The 17,492-nt window shown below is 64.6% G+C and carries 14 protein-coding genes; 6 read left to right on the top strand and 8 right to left on the bottom strand.

Features of this window, described 5'->3' with window-relative positions:
* Positions 1-209: 209 nt before the first annotated feature.
* The 6 genes from pgl to VGR67_14365 form a co-directional block, all read right to left on the bottom strand.
* A complete protein-coding gene (pgl, locus tag VGR67_14390) occupies positions 210-971 on the bottom strand; it encodes a 6-phosphogluconolactonase (protein ID HEV8337599.1) in 762 nt (253 codons plus the stop codon).
* Between the two features lie 37 nt (positions 972-1,008).
* Positions 1,009-2,538, bottom strand: a complete 1,530-nt coding sequence (gene zwf, locus VGR67_14385; GenBank protein HEV8337598.1) for a glucose-6-phosphate dehydrogenase — start codon at positions 2,536-2,538, stop codon at positions 1,009-1,011.
* 15 nt (positions 2,539-2,553) lie between these two features.
* Complete coding sequence (gene gnd / locus VGR67_14380; GenBank protein HEV8337597.1) at positions 2,554-3,567, bottom strand: decarboxylating 6-phosphogluconate dehydrogenase; 1,014 nt, start codon at positions 3,565-3,567, stop codon at positions 2,554-2,556.
* A gap of 429 nt (positions 3,568-3,996) precedes the next feature.
* Positions 3,997-4,659, bottom strand: coding sequence for a cbb3-type cytochrome c oxidase subunit II (locus VGR67_14375; protein ID HEV8337596.1), 663 nt, complete (start codon positions 4,657-4,659; stop codon positions 3,997-3,999).
* Positions 4,660-4,833: 174 nt separating this feature from the next.
* Positions 4,834-5,784, bottom strand: coding sequence for a c-type cytochrome (locus VGR67_14370; protein HEV8337595.1), 951 nt, complete (start codon positions 5,782-5,784; stop codon positions 4,834-4,836).
* Positions 5,785-6,112: 328 nt separating this feature from the next.
* Positions 6,113-6,424: a hypothetical protein gene (locus tag VGR67_14365; GenBank protein ID HEV8337594.1), complete on the bottom strand. Its 312-nt coding sequence runs from the start codon at positions 6,422-6,424 to the stop codon at positions 6,113-6,115.
* A gap of 727 nt (positions 6,425-7,151) precedes the next feature.
* Here VGR67_14365 and malQ point away from each other — a divergent pair.
* Positions 7,152-8,669, top strand: a complete 1,518-nt coding sequence (malQ, locus tag VGR67_14360; protein ID HEV8337593.1) for a 4-alpha-glucanotransferase — start codon at positions 7,152-7,154, stop codon at positions 8,667-8,669.
* 27 nt (positions 8,670-8,696) lie between these two features.
* Here the strand turns inward: malQ and VGR67_14355 are convergent, their stop codons facing one another.
* Positions 8,697-12,200 carry an alpha-amylase family glycosyl hydrolase gene (locus tag VGR67_14355; protein HEV8337592.1) on the bottom strand — a complete coding sequence of 1,168 codons (3,504 nt, stop codon included), beginning with the start codon at positions 12,198-12,200 and terminating at the stop codon, positions 8,697-8,699.
* Between the two features lie 5 nt (positions 12,201-12,205).
* Positions 12,206-13,486, bottom strand: a complete 1,281-nt coding sequence (locus VGR67_14350) for a sugar phosphate nucleotidyltransferase (protein ID HEV8337591.1) — start codon at positions 13,484-13,486, stop codon at positions 12,206-12,208.
* 232 nt (positions 13,487-13,718) lie between these two features.
* On the opposite strand from VGR67_14350, the gene VGR67_14345 reads away from it, so the two are divergent.
* The 5 genes from VGR67_14345 to VGR67_14325 all read left to right on the top strand — a co-directional run bounded on the left by VGR67_14345 (position 13,719) and on the right by VGR67_14325 (position 17,465).
* Entirely contained in the window at positions 13,719-14,450 is a 732-nt protein-coding gene (locus VGR67_14345) for a TIGR02391 family protein (protein HEV8337590.1), read from the top strand.
* Positions 14,451-14,836: 386 nt separating this feature from the next.
* A complete protein-coding gene (locus tag VGR67_14340) occupies positions 14,837-16,249 on the top strand; it encodes a hypothetical protein (GenBank protein ID HEV8337589.1) in 1,413 nt (470 codons plus the stop codon).
* A complete protein-coding gene (locus VGR67_14335; protein ID HEV8337588.1) occupies positions 16,236-16,517 on the top strand; it encodes a hypothetical protein in 282 nt (93 codons plus the stop codon). Before VGR67_14340 ends, VGR67_14335 begins: the two co-directional genes overlap by 14 nt.
* A gap of 59 nt (positions 16,518-16,576) precedes the next feature.
* Positions 16,577-17,008, top strand: coding sequence for a hypothetical protein (locus VGR67_14330; protein HEV8337587.1), 432 nt, complete (start codon positions 16,577-16,579; stop codon positions 17,006-17,008).
* 76 nt (positions 17,009-17,084) lie between these two features.
* On the top strand, positions 17,085-17,465 hold the full coding sequence (locus VGR67_14325) for a hypothetical protein (GenBank protein ID HEV8337586.1): 381 nt from the start codon (positions 17,085-17,087) through the stop codon (positions 17,463-17,465).
* Positions 17,466-17,492 lie beyond the last annotated feature (27 nt).

Below are 17,492 nucleotides of genomic sequence, written 5' to 3'. Positions count from 1 at the left end.
GGCCCCCGATCCATCCCGGCTCGCCGCGTTGCGCCTCGCTTGCGTACCGCCTTGGGTACGCGACGCTCTGGCGCGCCTTGCGATCCGGGCGCCTCGGCGACCTCGGTGTTAACATGATTTCCGAAACGCAACACTAGCGGCGTCGTTGCGGTGTAATGCGCTGGGCCGGGTCAACCGGTGCGGCTCAAGGGAGACTTCGGGGCCCGGCGCTACTCGGGAGACTCGGCGTGCCCTTCGAGAAGGCGCGCGGCGGCGCGATCGGCCAGCCAGATCAGGCGGCCTCGCTGCGGCTGGATGCGCTGGGCCGGTAGCCGCTTCGACGCAGCTCCGGGCTCGAGGACCGCCTTGAGAGCCGCCGCCTTCTCCGCTCCGCTGACCAGGAAGATCAGGCAGGCGGCGTGGTTGAACACCGGAGGGGTCATCGTGATCCGCTCCGCGTCGAGCTGCTCGACCCAGTTCGCCACGACGAGCCCATGGCGCTCGCGCAGCGCCACCGTCCCGGGAAACAGCGACGCCACGTGCCCGTCCGGGCCGAGGCCGAGAAGGACGAGATCGAAGAACGGGAACTCGCCGCGCGACAGCTTGAAGAATTCGATCAGCGCGCGCTCGTACTCGTCCGCCGCCTGCGTGGAGTCCTGGTGCTCGCCCGCGATCCGGTGCACGTTCTCCGGCGGGACCGGGACCTTCGAGAGCATCGCCTCGTAGGCCATCCGATAATTGCTCTCCGGATGATCGGGGGGGACCAGGCGCTCGTCCCCCCAGAAGAAATGCGTCCGGCCCCAGGGCATGCGCTCCCTCAGGGAGGGGTCGTCGGCCATCAGCGCGTAGGTGGCGCGCGGCGTGGAGCCGCCCGACAACGCCACGGTGAACCGGCCGCTCGCGCCGGCCGCCTCCTCGGCGAGCCGGACGATCTCCTCGGCCGCGTGGCGGCTCATCGCCTCGGCGAGCGCAAAGATCCGGACTTCCTTCATCGCCCGCTACACCGCGCGCCGCCGCGCCGCGCCCCGGTCACTCGATCTTCCTCCACTCGCGGCCGTCCCGGCGCATCATCTCCTCCGCCTCCTTCGGGCCCCAGCTTCCCGCGGTATAGTTCGGGAAATGCCGCGGCGGGTGCGAGCTCCAGGCCTGCAGGATCGGCGTGATCACGCTCCAGCCCGCCTCCACCATGTCGGCCCGCTGGAACAGCGTCGGGTCGCCGCTCATGCAATCGAGGAGGAGCCGCTCGTATCCGGTGCTCGGCGTCGAGCCGAAGTAGTCCCGGTAGTTGAAGTTCATCTCCACCGCGCCCTGCCGCATGACCGGGCCGGGGATCTTGGCGCCGAAGCGCAGCGAGATCCCCTCCTGCGGCTGGATGCGGATCACCAGCCGGTTGGTGCGCAGGCTCTCGACCGAAGTGTCCCGGAAGAGGACGAACGGGACGCGGCGGAACTGGATGGCGATCTCGGTCACCGCTTGGGCCATCCGCTTGCCGGTGCGCAGATAGAAGGGGACGTCGGCCCAGCGCCAGTTGTCGAGCGACAGGCGCAGCGCCGCGAAGGTTTCGGTGTTCGAGGCCGGGTCCACCATGGGCTCCGTGCGGTAAGGTGAGACTTTCTCCCCCTCGATCGTCCCCTCGCCATATTGGCCCCGGACCGCGCGATAGGGGATTTCGTCGGACGTGGTGCGATGGATCGTGCGCAGGACCTTCGACTGCTCGTCGCGCACCGCGTCGGCGTCGAACGAGCCGGGAGGCTCCATCGCGGTCAGCGACACGAGCTGGAAGAGGTGGCTGGGGACCATGTCGCGCAGCGCCCCGGCCGTCTCGTAATAGCGCCCGCGCTGCTCCACCCCGAGCGTCTCGGCGGCGGTGATCTGGACGTGGTCGATGTAGCGCCGATCCCAGATCGGCTCGAAGATGGCGTTGCCGAAGCGGAACACCAGCAGGTTCTGGACCGTCTCCTTGCCGAGATAGTGATCGATCCGGTAGATCTGGCGCTCCGCGAGGACCTTCCGCAGCTCGGCATTCAGGGCGCGGGCCGATTCGAGATCCCGCCCGAACGGCTTCTCGATGACCACCCGCCGCCATCCCGTTTCTTCCCAGAGGAGGTCCGCTCCCCCGAGGTTGCGGACGATATCGCAGAAGAACTGCGGTCCGACGGCGAGATAGAAGAGGACGTTGCCCAGCGTCCGGTGATCGCGCTCCACCCGGCTCACGGTCTCCCGCAGGCGCTGGTAGGTGGCGGGATCCTTGACGTCGCCGCTTTGGAAGTAGACGCGGCCGATGAGCCATTCCCAGATCTTCGGATCGACGGTTCCCGTAGCGAAGGTGTTGATGTCTTCGCTGAGCTTCTTGCGGAACGCCTCGGTCGTCATGTCGCTCGTCGCGACGCCGACGATCGCGAAATCGCGCGGCAGGAAGCTGTCCTTGCCGCTTTCCCCTCTGGCGAGATTGCACAGCGCTGGAATCAGCTTGCGCTTCGTCAGATCTCCGGTGGCGCCGAAGATCACCATGACGCAAGGATCGCCGGCGTGAGCGACCGGGGCCGCTTCGTCAGCCATCGGAGGGCGCTCCCGTCATGGCTTCTTCTCCTGATGCCCGCCGAACTCGAAGCGCATCGCAGAGAGCAGCCGGTTCGCGAAGTCCTCCTCGCCGCGCGACGCGAAGCGCTGGAAGAGCGCCGCGCCGAGGACGGGAGCGGGGCACCCCTCGTCGAGTGCCGCCTCGAGGGTCCAGCGTCCTTCCCCGGAGTCGGACACGCGCCCTGAGAAGCTCTCCAGCCCCGGCTGCTTGAGCAGCGCGAGCGCCGTGAGATCGAGCAGCCACGAGGCGATCACGCTCCCGCGGCGCCACACCTCGGCGATGTCGGCCAGGTTCAGATCGTAGCGGTAGCGTTCCGGATGCTGCAGCGGCGTCGTCTCGGCGTCCGCCTGGCGCGGCTGATTGCCGATCCCGGCGTGGCGCAGGACGTTGAGCCCTTCAGCATAGGCCGCCATCAGGCCGTACTCGATGCCGTTGTGGACCATCTTGACGAAGTGGCCGGCACCGGGCGGGCCGCAGTGCAGGTAGCCCTCCTCGACGGTGCCGCCGACCTTCTCGCGGCCCGAAGTGCGGGGAACGCTCTCCAGCCCCGGAGCGAGGGTCCGAAAGATCGGCTCGAGCTTCAGGACGGCCGCTTCGGTCCCGCCGATCATCAGGCAATAGCCGCGCTCGCGCCCCCAGATGCCGCCGCTCGTCCCGACGTCGAGGTGGAGGATGCCGCTTTTCTCCAGCTCGGCCGCGCGGCGGATGTCGTCGGCGTGGTGCGAGTTGCCGCCGTCGACGACGACGTCGCCTTTCTGGAGCAAAGGGACCAGCGTCGCCACGACGCCGTCGACCGCCGAGGCGGGGACCATCAGCCAGACGGCGCGCGGCGGCCTCAGCTTCGACGCCAGATCCTCCAGGCTCGACGCGGCGACGGCCCCGTGCTTCGCGAGCGTCAGCGCCACCTCCGGATTCCGGTCGAAGACGACGCATTGGTGATCGCCCTTGAGGAGGCGGCTCACCATGTTCGCCCCCATTCGTCCCAATCCAATCATTCCCAGCTGCATGGCCCGGCCATCCTTTCATGTAAGCGCCCGCTTCAAGCCTGCATCATAAGCCAGAGCCGTCCTCGAGGCACGGGGTTTCCCCCGACTGCAAACCACCACATGGTGACATGGCGACCTGTGATTGATCCTATAATCCGAGAACGTTCGCCAATGTGCAAGATTGGTGGCCATCTCCATGCCGGATTTCGTCGTAGATCGAGAGACTTTGATTATCGTTAGCTTGTATTTGCCATTGGTCTGCTGGGCGGTATTCGACACTCAGAGAGCTCTACGATTGCTCAGCTTCAACCGCAGGGAATCGTTCACGCGTTCTCAGCTGATGATTATCAAAGTGCCGGGAGTCATCGTCATATTGGGGCTGAGTTGGGTGATCTTGAACACCGTATTGCACCGGCGTTGCTGGTTTTGAATTTCGCCTGAGCGGCTGCGCTAAGGCGCCGCAGTATTTGGCGCTGCGTCGAGCTGAAGCAGGGGGGCGTCGGGGCGCTCGGTTGGGGAGCCGAGCCACTGGATGAAGGCGACGAGCGCGAGGCCGCGGGCGTTTGGGTGAGGGCCGCCGCCGGCTCCGGGGGGATCGAACAGCCACTTGAAGGAAGGCATGAGGGAAGGCGGGACAAGGATCCGGGGCTCCCAGAGATGCGCCACCTGCCAGTCGTTGGAATGATGGCCGGCTTCCTGGATCAGATCGGGCCCCAGGCGCTTCGCGCCGAAGAGGCGGGGCAGCCGGAGGGCGTTCTGCGTCCGCCCCGGATACGAGGGTGATCCGACCTGGCCGTCCCTGCGCCGGAGGGGACGGGCTGAACGCGTGTGACAGCGCCAGCAGGCCTCGTCCCGATAGACTTCCTCGCCTTTCTCCATCACCTTGGCGAACGTCGCCGGGGTCGGCTCGCCGAAGTATCTCTTGAACTCCTCCGGGTAACGCGCCGCGAGGTCCTCGAACCACAGCGGCACCACGGCGCCCACTTGCACCTTCTCGATCGGCGCCTCCCGCTGCCTCGCCCAGGGAAGCCACCCTTGCACCGCCACCGTGATGGCGCACAGCGCCAACCCCGCGACGAGGGCGATGCTTCCGAGTCGCTCCAGACGGCTCATTTCCGGTGCCTCAAGTCAGGTCTCAATCGACAGGCGCCTCTCGCCCCCCCGGTCATCGCGCCTTCCGCCCCATGAGATATCCCGCCCGTTCGTGTCCTGCATCCGTTGAAAAGCCGTCCGTGTCGCGTTTCCCAGGGAACGTACCTCTGAGACAGCTCGTGGGCTCTCCCGCGGTTAACGTAGGGTCGCGCGATAACGGGCAGCCGGATTGGCTTCGCTCTCCGCAGGAGTACCGGGAACGCTCCGCGGGCGGCGCCAGCGCTCATCCGCCAGGCTCTTCACGTAATAAGTGAGCGCCCAGAGGTCCTTCTCTTCGAGAGCATCCTTCCAGGACGGCATCGCCGTCCCGCCGATCCCGGCGCCGATCGTCTTGTAGAGATCGACCAGGGAGCTGCCATTCTTCATCGGGCTTTTGCGAAAATCGGGCGTCGCGATCCGGCGGCCCCGGGCGTCGATGATCGTCGCCGGCTGTTCGGCCTGCGCGCGCAGCTTCACCGGGCCCGCGTCGCGCGCCTTGGCCATCAAGTCCACCTCCTCCGGACTTGCGTAGGCGGCATGGCACTGCCAGCAGGTCGCGACGACGTGATACACCTCGCGCCCTCGCGCCACCGCCTGGCGGGCAGCCTCCGGGCCGCCGGAGCGGTAGGGATCCTCCGAGACGGCGATCGGAATGCCCGGAGGATTGCGACTCCACGCCGGGGAGAATGTCTTGAGGTAGGCGATCACCGCGCGCTGATTCTCGTCGGGCAGGGCTTGCCAGGAAGGCATCGAAGATCCGGGGAGGCCGCGCGTCAGGGTTCTCAGCAAGTCTTCGTCCCGCGGAAGCTGGCCGGCCTTGACGGAGGCGAACTTGAAGATGCCGCGCGTGAAATCGGCCGGTTTCGGATCGAGGAAGCGCGCCGCCGGTCCGCGGCCGTCTCCCCGGGCGCCGTGACAGCCGGCGCAGTGCACCTGGTAGATCTGCTTTCCCGTTTCGAGACCCGCCGTCGCGCGATGTTCAGGACGCTCCGAGTTCGCGGAGGAGTTTTGCGAGACTCCCATGCCTTGGGCCCCGCAGCCGGGCAAAAGAAGAGCCAGGATGGCGGCGAGGAGCAGCGTTCGGCGTGAGGAAGGCGCGGGATTCACTCGAGACTCGAGGTCTTCGCGAGGGCGGACTGTCCTGCGATTGCGGGCAGCGATGCTATCAGCATTGGCCCGGACCATCAACCGATCGGAGCGTTTTCCTGGGGTGCGCTATCCCGACGCCATCCGAGAGGACGCTTGCATAGGAAGCTGAGGGCATAACCATGGAGGTGCGGCCGAGAGCCGCTTGCCGCAAAGCAGGCCACGAGAGGATGGCGGCATCGTGCAGCAACAGGGCCATGCGAAGGCGTCCGCTGCAAGCGATGGGGAGGCGTGGGCATCGATCGGGCGAGGAACGCGGGGCCCGGATGGGCCCCGCGGTATGCGAGCTCTACAGACAGCGGTTGAACGGATCTCCGGGACAATGGAAACAGCAGGGATCACAAGAAATGCGCGTGCAACCGGGCAGCAGACTCGTCGGACAGTCGTGGCACCCTTTGACTTCGGTGCCGTTGCCGAAGGGATCGGAGCAGGCTGCCTGACCGGACTGCTGCGATTCCGGCGCGGGAGCCGGCGCCGGGGCGCTGATGGCGTTCGGTTGAGACTGCGGGACGGCGGCGGTCCGCGTCCAGCTTCCGGCGCTCGCCAGGGCGACCAGCGACACGAGAGCGATCAAGACGGCCAGTCCACGGAATCTCGTCATGAGGAACCTCCTTTGTTCAGTTCGTTTCGTTGGGAAGAAAACGAGCCGGCAAGGCAAGGGCATGGGCGTCACATGGCGTCCTCCTCCGAGAAGGGGATTTCGTTGAAGTGAGGGAGGTCAGCCTGGGCGGTTTGGCAAGAACTCGGCAAGGGTCGACGGCAGCGGCGTTTGCCCGGCAGGAAATCCGAGTGGGTCGATTTGGCACCCAGCCGCGGGATTCTCTCCCGGAAGGTAACTTCTTGGTGAAGGACCCGGTGGTCGCAGGCGAGCCAGGCGTGGCTTTCGGAGAACGGATTTCGCCGGCAAGATTCAGGCCGGAGGCGTGATCTGGAATCGAGCTCCAGGTTATCCGGCGAACGAGATCAACCTTCCGCATGGGCATGCCCCGGCCTTTCCAGGCCTGCAGGTTGCCCTCGCTCACCTGCGTCGGGAATCAGGAGAAGATTCCGGCGATCGACCGATCGATACGACTCCAGCGCGAGCGTGTCAAGAGAATTTGTGGCGGATATCGGGCAATGCGATACGCGGCCGCTCGATCGTTGCCGTGATAGCATTCCGCCGGCCTGGTGCAGGGCCACGGCGGGGCGCGAAACTCCTCGCATCGCGCGCAGCGCAGCGTCCCGCTGCTTCTCGGGAGCGGTCTGGCCGGGACGCAATCCTGCCGGAACGCCACGGGCCAGGAGCACCACCTGCGCGCACGCTGGCGATGAGCGACGGGGCGAACGCGATGATCGAACGAAGAGCCGGGTTGCTGCTGCATCCGACGTCCCTGCCGGGTCCCTACGGAATCGGCGACCTCGGGGAGGAGGCGGAGCGCTTCCTCGATTGGGCCGCGAGCGCCGGAGCGTCGATCTGGCAGATTCTTCCTCTCGGACCCCCGGGTCCCGGCAATTCGCCCTATTCCAGCGCTTCCGCCTTCGCCGGGAACCCTCTTCTCCTGTCGCCCGAGCGCCTGGTCCAGGAGGGAATCCTCGCCGAGGCCGAGCTCGAGAGCCCGCCGCGATTCTCGATCCGCCAGGTCGATTTCAGCGCCGTGGCGTCGTGGAAGGAGCGCCTTCTCCGCCATTCGTGGAACCTGTTCCGCCAGCGGGGCTCGGCCGAGCTCTTGAGCGCGTCGGCCTCCTTCGCGGCCGCCCCTGAAGCGGCGGAGTGGCTCGCGGATTGGACCCTCTACGCGGCGCTGAAGCGCCGCTTCGGCGGATCCCCCTGGTACGAATGGCGCGCCGAGCTGCGCGGGCGCGAGCCGGAGGCGCTGGAGGCGGCCCGGCGGGAGCTGGCGGAGGAGATCGCCTGCCAGCGCCACCTTCAATTCCTGTTCCACCGCCAATGGTCCCGGCTGAAACAGGAAGCGAATCGGCGCGGCCTTTGGATCCTGGGGGACCTGCCGCTGTACGTCGCGCTCGACAGCGCGGACGTATGGTCCCATCGGGAGCTGTTCGACCTGGACGATCAGGGTCAGCCGCGCCACGTCGCGGGCGTCCCCCCCGATTACTTCAGCAAGACGGGGCAGCGTTGGGGGAACCCGCTGTACCGCTGGGATCGAATCGCCGATCAAGGATATCGCTGGTGGATCGAGCGGGTGGGCCATGCCCTGCGCCAGGTCGATTTCCTGCGAATCGATCATTTTCGCGGGCTCGCGGCCTACTGGGAGATCCCGGCGGAGGAGCCGACGGCGGTGCGAGGACGATGGCGCCCCGGCCCCGGCGTCTCGTTCTTCGAGGCCTTGAGACGGGAGCTGAGGGAGCTCCCGATCGTCGCCGAAGATTTGGGAATCATCACCGACGACGTCCGCGAGCTGAGGAAGTCGGTCGGCCTTCCGGGGATGAAGGTCCTGCAATTCGCCTTCGGCAGCGACGACAGCGACCACCTCCCGGGAAGATTCGGGCCGGACCACGTGCTCTACACCGGAACCCATGACAACGACACGACGGTGGGATGGTTCGAGGTCCTGGGCGAAGAGGAGCGGACCCGCGTCCTGCGATATTTGGGGAAGTCCGCCGCCGATTCCCGGATCGCGGAGGAGATTCACTGGGAGATGATGCGCGCCGCGCTGGAATCGGAGGCGAGCCTCGCCGTCCTCCCGGTCCAGGACGTCCTCGGCCTGGGAAGCGAAGCGCGGATGAACAATCCCTCCACGCCGGAGGGGAATTGGGCGTGGCGCGCCGCCCCCGGATCGTTCCGCCCCGAGCTGGCCCGGCGCCTGAAGGAATTGATCGTGAAGAGCGGGCGAGAGAAAAGCCGGTGAGCTTGGCGGGACTTCAAGCGAGGCGCTTCACTGCGAGCGTCCGGAAGCCCGTTTCAGCTCCTGATGGAGGTCCTTGACGCGGTAGCCGGCGCGCTCCGCGGCGGCGATCACTTCCTGCAGGGCCTGGTGGACGGTCGTCAGCCGCGGCGCGCGCGGGGCCAACCGCGGGTCGCCGAGCTGGGAAGCAGGCGGCGGGTCTTCCGAGGGCGTCTCGGCCATCCTCTGTTGCAGCGCCGCGATCGTCTGGAGGCTCGAGACGAAGTCCTCCAGTGCCTCCTTGTTCAGGTAGAGAGTTCCCTCGTGTTCGTTGAAGCCGAGGATCCGTCGCGCCGCTTCGTCGCGCTCCAGGCGGAGGATCAGGTGCTCGGCCATCTCCCGGGTCGTCCCGCGCGCCTGCCATTCGAATCCGAGCCGCAGGGCTATCGAGACGGTGTCGAAGTCGCCGACGGGGCGTCCCGGGTTGCCTCCGAGCCCGCGCAGCGCCTCCGCCAGGATTCCTTCCAGCCCCAACGCGGCCATCGCAGTCGCGTCGCTTCCCGCTTCCATCATCGGGGGCTTCATGGCTTCGATCCCGTCGGCCAGGATCCACGCCAGGAGCAAACCCAGCCGCCGGGCCGGCTGCGCGGGCGGCAGCCGGAGCATCGCTTCGATGCTGCGGCGGATCCGCTGCGCCCCCTTCGCCTCGTCGCCCGGCGCCCCGGTCAGCTGCCGGATCGCCTCGAGCACCGCGCGGGCCTTCCATTCCACCTCGTCCAGCAGCTTCGGATCGGGCTTCGCGTCCCGCTCGACGGCCCGGGCCGCCAGGATCCGCCGGAACATCTCCGCATTCGCCAGCTCCCGGAAGGCGACGTGGACGGGGCGATAGCGCAGCTCCGCCAGAGCCTGCTCGAGGCTCGGCACGCCCCGACCGCCCAGCTCGGCGTGCAGCCGAGCATAGCCGCGATCCCGCGTGTCCTGGACCTCGCGCACGTCGAGGAAGACCCGGCACTGATAGGCGTGCAGCTCGAGATAGAGACCCTTCTGGCAGAGATCCCGGCTCGAGTGGATGAACTCCAAGCCTGACGACAGCTCCCGGAAGCAGGTGAAGCGATCCGCCTCCGCGGAGATCCCGAGGCCCTGGCCCAGGCTGCTCTGCGCGAGATGCGTCTTGCCTCCCTCTTCCTTGACCGCGAAGGCCGCCGACGTCCGGATCCATCCCCAGGTCGACGCGAACTTGTTCTGGTACACGACGAGCGCGCGCCGCCCGCCGGCGCCGTTGGAGAAGGCGAAGACGTTCTCGTCGACGTTCCCCTCGGCGGTGAAGAAGTCGTACAGGAGAAAGTTCTCGACGCCCGCGAACAGCGCCCGCTCGTGCAGCAAGGGCGAGATCTCCCGCTCGTGTCGCGCGATCAGCTCGGCATCCGGGGTCTCGTCCTGCCGCGGCTTGCGGAACTCCATGCCGTACTTCTCCCAGAGCCCTTCCCACTGGCCGTGGCCGAACATCGGAAGCCCCGGCAGCGCCGCCATCAGCGTGCAGATCCCGAAGTACTTGTCGCCCTTGCCGAACGCCTCGACCGCCGGCTCCTCGTCGGGGTTGTTCATGAAGTTCACGTAGCGCCGCAGGACCTCGGAGTCGAACTCCAGCGTGTTCTTGATGACCGACCGGTACTTCGCGTTCTCCTCGTCCCGGAGCATGTTCATGAAAGCGCTGTTGTAGACCCGGTGCATCCCCAGCGTCCGGACGAAGTACCCTTCCATCAGCCAGAACGCCTCGGCCAGGAGGAGCGTGTCGGGAGCCTCCCGCGCGACGCGGTCCACCACCTCGCGCCAGAACTCGCGCGGCATCAGCGCGTCGAACAGCTCCCGCGTCAGGCCGTGCTCGGCGCGTGACGGGATCGCCCCGCCCGTCCCGGGCTGCGGGAACCAGAGGCGCTGGTAGTGGCGCTTCGCCAGCGTCATCGCCGCGTCGAACCGGATCACCGGAAACTCCCGCGCCACCCGCAGGATCTCGCCGATCACCGCCTCGCGAACCTCCGGGTTCAGGTAGTTGAGCTGCGCCGTGTCGTTCCAGGGGGTCCGTGTGCCGTCGTTGCCGTGGTAGACGAACCGCTCCTCGCCGGTATGGCGATCCAGCCGCCGGAAGACCACCGCCGCGTCGCTGCGGTCGAAATAATGGTCCTCGACGAAGATGCCGACCCGCGAATCCCCTGAAAGATCCGGCCCGTTGAAGGAGTAGGAAGGGAAGGGACTCCGGTCCCGCGACAAGAACCAATCGGGGCGCTCGAGGACCCACCGCGAGTCGATTCCCATGTGATTCGGGACCATGTCGCTCGCCAGGCGAATCCCTCTCGCCCAGGCCCGTTCCTTGAGATTGCCAAGCGCCGGCGCGCCCCCGAGGTCGGCCGCGACGGCGTACTCCGCCAGCGAGTAGGCCGACGGGGCCGCCTCCGGATTTCCCTGGAGCCGCTTGATCGCGGCGGACGCCTTGCTCCGCTCCCACACCCCGATCAGCCAGAGCCCCGTGAAGCCGCGCCGCTTGAGCAGCTCCAGCTCCTCGTCGGGAACCTGGTCGAGCCGCTGGATCCACCGGCCGTGCTTCCGCGAAAGCTGCTCCAGCCATACGTGCGTGTTCTTGGCAAGGAGCACGACGCGCGGCATCCAGTCGCGATCGGCGGAGAACCTCTCCGCCTCCGCCTGCAGGTCGAGGAAATCGGGGACCGGGACGGTCGCGCGCGCCCCCCCTCCGGCTCGGGGCGTCTCCTCCTCGCGAATCCAATCCAGCGCCGAGAGAAGCCGGTGCAGGTGCCGGAATCCGGTGAGGAGGTAGCCCCAGCGCTTCCAGATGTACTCGAGTTGTCCCTGGAGGGAATCGGGGGAGGCAAGAGCGGGCGAGCGGAGCATGTCGATCAGGTTCTGGTCGTCGGGGCCGAACGGCGGCTGGCCTTCGAAGAACCGATGCAGCTCCTCCATCAGCTCGCGATAACCCGATCCTCTCAGGATGGCGTCGTCGAAGAGGGGCTTTCCGGGCGCGAACGCCGGGTTGACGTTCGCCAGCCACAGGACGAGTGCTTCCTGGAGGATCAGCTCCGGGGTCTCGAGGCCTTCGGCAGCGGCCGGGAACAACTCGGCGATCCCCTCGCCGCCATGGCCGGCGGCGGGAGGAAACTCTCCGACGATTCGATCGAGCGCCGTCTCGAGTGAGGGATCGCGCAGGCGCTCCCCGGCGGCGGCAAGCGCCTCGCGCAGGACCGACGGCTTGCGCGATTCCCGGTAGAGCTGGATGAGGTAGTGGAAGATTTCATTGATGAGCCCCATCGCGTGGAGCTGCCATGCTTTGACCGGCGGGATCGACCCGCTGGAGACCGCGGGTGCCCCCCTGCGGGAGGTCGCCGCGGCCGTGCCGCCCGCCTGAGATTTGGCTCCCGCGTTGATCCGCTCGGCCACGGCCCGCGCCGCGTCGAAATCGGGAAGCAGCAGCGTCCCCGAGGCGGAGAAATGGAAATCATCGAGTCGATAAAGGCGGCGAGCTTCGCGGGAGGCGTGGAGCTCCATGCGAGTCAGATCGTGGTTCCGTCGGGGATGACGGCGTTCTTGGGCACGACCAGGATCCCTTCCCGGATCACGTAGCCCGATCCTTCGGCCTCGAGGATGTTCCGTTGGTTCAGGATCCGCACCTCCCGGCCGATCCGGGCGTTCTTGTCCACGATCGCCTTCTCGATGACGCTCCCCTCGCCGATGCCGACGGGCGGTGCGTTCGGCGGCGCCTCGGGCGGATAGGCGTCCGAGCCCATGATCAACGATTGCCGGATCGTCGCTTTGCGGATCACCGACCGGATACCGATGATCGAGTCTTCGAACGTGGAGTCGACCAGGACGCCCCCTTCGGCCAGGACGGTCCGCTCGAACCGGCAACCGGTGATCCGCGAGGCCGGCAGGTAGCGCGGGTGCGTGTAGAAAGGCCAGCCCGGGTCGTTGAAGGAGAACGGCGGGTTCGGCTGGAGGAGGTCCATGTGGGCGTCGTAGAAGGCGGCGATCGTGCCGATGTCCCGCCAGTAGCCGTGATGGAAGTGCGCCTGGATCCGGAGCTGCCCGACGCCTTCCGGGAGGATGTGGCGTCCGAAATCGTGCCGATCCCCCGAGAGGCATCCCATCAGGACTTCCTTCTTGAAGATGTAGATCCCCATCGAGCCGAGGTAGGGCTGCCCGGTGGCGACCCCGTACTGGCGCTGCAGCCGCGGCGTCAGCTCCATGCCTTCGCGGGCTGCGGCATCCCCCGGCTTTTCGCGAAATTCGACGACCCGGCCGGCGTCGTCCACTCGCACCGCCCCGAGGCTCCCGATGGCTTCCTCCGAAGCGGGATGGACCGCCAGCGTGATGTCGGCCTCGTTCACGACGTGATCCCGGTACATGTCCCGGTAGTCCATCCGGTACATGTGATCCCCCGCCAGGATCAGGACGTCGTCGCCGCGCGTCTGCTCGATGATCTCCAGGTTCTGCCGCACCGCGTCGGCCGTCCCCTGGAACCAGATCTCGCGCTCCGGCGTCTGCCGCGCCGCCAGGATCTGGACGTAGCCCCGCGAGAAGAAGTCGAACTTGTAGGTGCGGACAATGTGCCGGTGCAGGGAGACGGAGTTGAACTGCGTGAGCAGGAACATCCGCTCCATCCCGGAGTTGATGGCGTTGCTGATGGTGACGTCGATGAGGCGGTACTTCCCGGCGATCGGCACCGCCGGCTTGCTCCGCTTCCGCGTCAGCGGATCAAGACGCGCCCCCCGGCCTCCTCCCAGGATCACTACGATCAGGTCGGAGAACCGCTCCTTCCCGAGAAACCTTTCCATGGGGAAACATCATATAACGAAGTGACCAATCCCGGCTCTTCGCTAGACCACCTTGCCTCCGAACTTCGGCTGGATTTATAGTTTTGCTTACAAATATGAGGTAAATGGAGGCTGCCGAGAATGGAGAAAGTGGCGGTGGCCTCACACGGCGATGAAGAATCAAGCAGATTGACGATAGCAAACCATGCCGCTAGCAGCTTCGAAATGCCGTAATCATTGAGAGTGAGGAGCAATGGGCAAGACGCTGGATGGACCCAAGAGGGTTGCAACTTTTCTAGATGGAGCCACAGCACTTGAGTGCGCTTTCTGCGCTGGTAGCGGTTGGTTCCCACGGACCGATGACGAGTCCGGTGAGTATATTCCCATCGATCCATGCCCGGTGTGCGACGGCAGTGCTGTCAACATCGTCCCTCCCACAAGCGAAATAGGCCTCACCTGTCGTGCCTGCAGCGGCAGTGGTCGAGGATGGGGAGAAAGTGGATTCTTTATGGGTGAGATCTGCCGATCATGCCGGGGTATTGGTTATATCGATCTGTCGGCCCTGCGGTACGCCAAGCTTTCAGCGGAACAAACAGATATCTGGTCCTTGCTACATCCTCGGCTACGAGTCGTAGCAAAAGGCCGATTCGACAACGCACACTACGTAGATGCGATCCAGACAGGTCTGAAGGAATTCACTGCGGTCGTAAAGGAAAAGAGTAAGGGATCGATTCCTTCGGACTTAGATGGATCGAAATTGATGCTCCGCGTATTCTCACCTAGGACGCCGATCATCCGTCTCGCCAATCTGGATACTTCCGCAGGACGCGACATACAGATTGGCTGGATGCAGATCCTTGCCGGCGCTATGACTGGCATAAGAAACCCAGGTGCTCATGAGAACATTCAGCTCACCAGAGCCGATGCGATTCATCAGCTTTTCATCGTGAGCTCGTTCTTTTACATGGTGGACGCCGCCAAATGAAGGAGACCCACGCGGGGCGCGAATCGTTCTGGACTCGCCACGTCGAGCGGCGTGCCGGAGGATCCCGCGATCGGCAACGCCAAGGCTGACACAATACTGGAGATGCAGCGATGGCCACTTGCTGTGCCGAGAGGTTGTGCGCAGACACAGGTGATGCCCGATGCGCACTCAACTATCGGACAGCTAGATGCTTAGTACAAATGGCTTTGGGACCTAAATAATTTGCTTGGGGACGCATCCAATGGTCAAAGACCCAAACCTGATGAGAGGCGTGTCCCAGATTCTGCAGCGTTCTGAGCGTCAGGAAGATCTAGCCAAACTAGTTCACACCTTCGTCGATGTCGGAATTCTGCCGCAGCTTGAAAACCGGAATAATCAAATTCTGTATGGACGACGTGGTACGGGGCAAGACGCATGTCTTTCGAGTCCTGCATTCAAGGCTGCGAGAAGTTGCCAGAAACACGGTTGTGTACCTCGACGCACGCACCTTGGGGAGCACTGCGCAGTTCTCGGACACATCTCTTCCTATTGGCACTCGCTGCCTAGCGCTGTTCCGCGACGTTCTCTCGGAACTTCATAATGAGCTCCTTGAACACATTGTGGATAAACCAACATCTAAAGCAAATGAAGCGTTAGAAGCCCTTTCGAAACTAGCTGATGCCTTTGTCCAGGGGCAGACATCGATACCCAAAGCCATCACTCAATCGGAAGAGGCGAGTAGTTCAGATGCGAGTGGTGGAAAGATCGGAGTTACGTCCGCAGGTGTCATGGCAGAGCTGAAGGCTGAGGGAAGTAGCCAGCAAAAAACTGCTACCGTGACACAATTCGCGATCGAATCCGATAACCGCATTCTCTTTCCAAACCTGCACAACGCCCTGTCCAACGTTCTTAAGCTCGCTGATACTGAGCTCTATCTGCTCCTGGACGAGTGGTCCTCTCTACCTGAGGATGTGCAGCCTTATCTGGCGGAGTTCCTGAAGCGTGGAGTTCTCCCTGTGACAAGCGCGGTCTTGAAGATTGCCTCGCTCGAGTATCGTTCGCGCTTCTCGATCTCGGACAATGGACGACTCGTCGGCTTTGAACTAGGGGCTGATGTTTCAACTGCGGCCGATCTTGATGACTACTACGTGTTCGACAGGAATCCGGACGGTATTACGAGTGCGTTCGCTGATATGCTTTATCGGCACCTGCTGTCGGAATTACCTGAAGGTTACATTTCTAAAAACTACAAGGTGACGAGTGGCGCAGATCTGGCCTCTCGCTTGTTTACGGAGCGTGAAACGTTCAAGGAACTCGCCCGGGCCGCAGAGGGAGTGGTCCGCGACTTGATCAACATCTTCACGAAAGCCTTCTTTGATTCCCATAGGCGCGAACGTGATAGCATCGACCGGCGTGCAATCATCGAAGCCGCGCGTCAGTGGTTCGAACAGGATAAGGCGCAACACCTCGATTCACAGTTGCAAGGCGTACTTCAGAGGATCGTTGACGAGGTGATTGGTAAAAGGAAGGCCCGCTCTTTTCTACTTCCGCGCGAGCTTGAACGACACGTCATGGTTCAGCGACTCTTTGATGCGCGCGTCCTACACCACATGCAACGCGGTTACGCGGACAAGGACAATCCCGGTATCCGCTATAACATCTATACCCTCGATTACGGTACCTACGTCGATCTTCTGAATACATCTAAAGAACCGGAAATCGACTTACTTACGGGTGAGGAAGGACCTGAGTTTGCAGTTCCATTTGATGACAAACGCAGCATCCGGCGAATTGTCTTGACCGAGGATGCGCTTCGTTAGAATCGTCCTTACCCATTTTGGGGAGGGCGCATCAGCAGTCGTCCGCTCCTGCATCTTGCCCCAGGCGGTGTTCCTGGGCTTCATCTCGGGCGATCTGGAATGTCCGCCGCTGTCGGCCGAGAAAGTGGCGGCGCCGGTGGAGGAGTTCCTCCCGCGGGAGGACGCGCTCCCGGGGCTTCTCAAGAAACTCGAGGAGACTCCCGCTCCGATCGACGAGTGGTGCGACTTCGACTCCGAGCCGGAGATCGATTCTGGGTCCGTTGAATGATGATTTGAAGGAACAGCGCCAGCTACACGGTCCCGAAGTGGTGATGATGGGAGACGAGCATGAGCCGTGACGAAGAAAACCTGAGGCTGCTGTCGATCTTCCACTACGTCGTGGCGGCGCTTGGCGGACTCTTTTCGTTCTTCCCGCTGTTCTACGTGGCTATCGGCTCCCTGATGTTGTGCGGCAGGATGAATCCAACCCATCCGGACCCGATGCTCCGGCCGATGGGATGGATGTTCATCGCGATCGGAACGCTGTTCTTCTTGATGGGCTTGGCATTCGCGCTGGGCGTGGCGCTCGCCGGCAGGTACCTGTCCCAGCACCGGCATTACGTCTATTGTCTCGTGGTCGCGGCGTTCAGCTGCACGTTCATGCCTTTCGGCACCGTCTTGGGCGTGTTCACCATCATCGCGCTGCAGAAGGAATCGGTCCGGCAGCTCTTCGGCCGCGCGCCCTCGTCCCCGCCCGCGGCGCCGTCATCCTCGGCGTAAACCATGCATACCGCCTACGGCTATCCGCGGCGAGGATGAAGGGGACATCGGTTCAATGGAAGGAGGAATAAAGGACATGAAGCCAATCGCAGTGACGCTGGGTTTGCTCTTCGCTTTGGCGGCCGTTGCCGCCGAGAAAACCTGGCCGAGCAAGGGCGATGTCGTCTACCTGTCGGCCTCGCTCAAGCAGGTCAGCGCGCGGAAGCCCGTCGCCGGGGCCCCGATGAAGTACGACTTGCCCCCATGCCCGAAGCTCGAAGTAGTGAAAGCGAACCCCGATAAGCTCCGTTGGGTCGTGAAGGATCCCGCCGGCGGGACGGAGGAGCTGGAGGGACCGTGGCTCCCGCACATGCACCAGGACAAGTCGGAATGCGAGACGAAGTGGTCGGCGCACGGCGAGCCCAAGGTGGAGCACGCACGCGGGACGTACAGAATCCCGCCGGCGGAGTCCCCCTAGACGCCGTTCCTCGGATGCATGCCTGAG

The sequence above is a fragment of the Candidatus Polarisedimenticolia bacterium genome (assembly GCA_036004685.1).
In the GTDB taxonomy this organism is placed as follows: Bacteria; Acidobacteriota; Polarisedimenticolia; order Gp22-AA2; family AA152; genus DASYRE01.
This window is presented reverse-complemented; position numbering and strand designations above follow the sequence as displayed.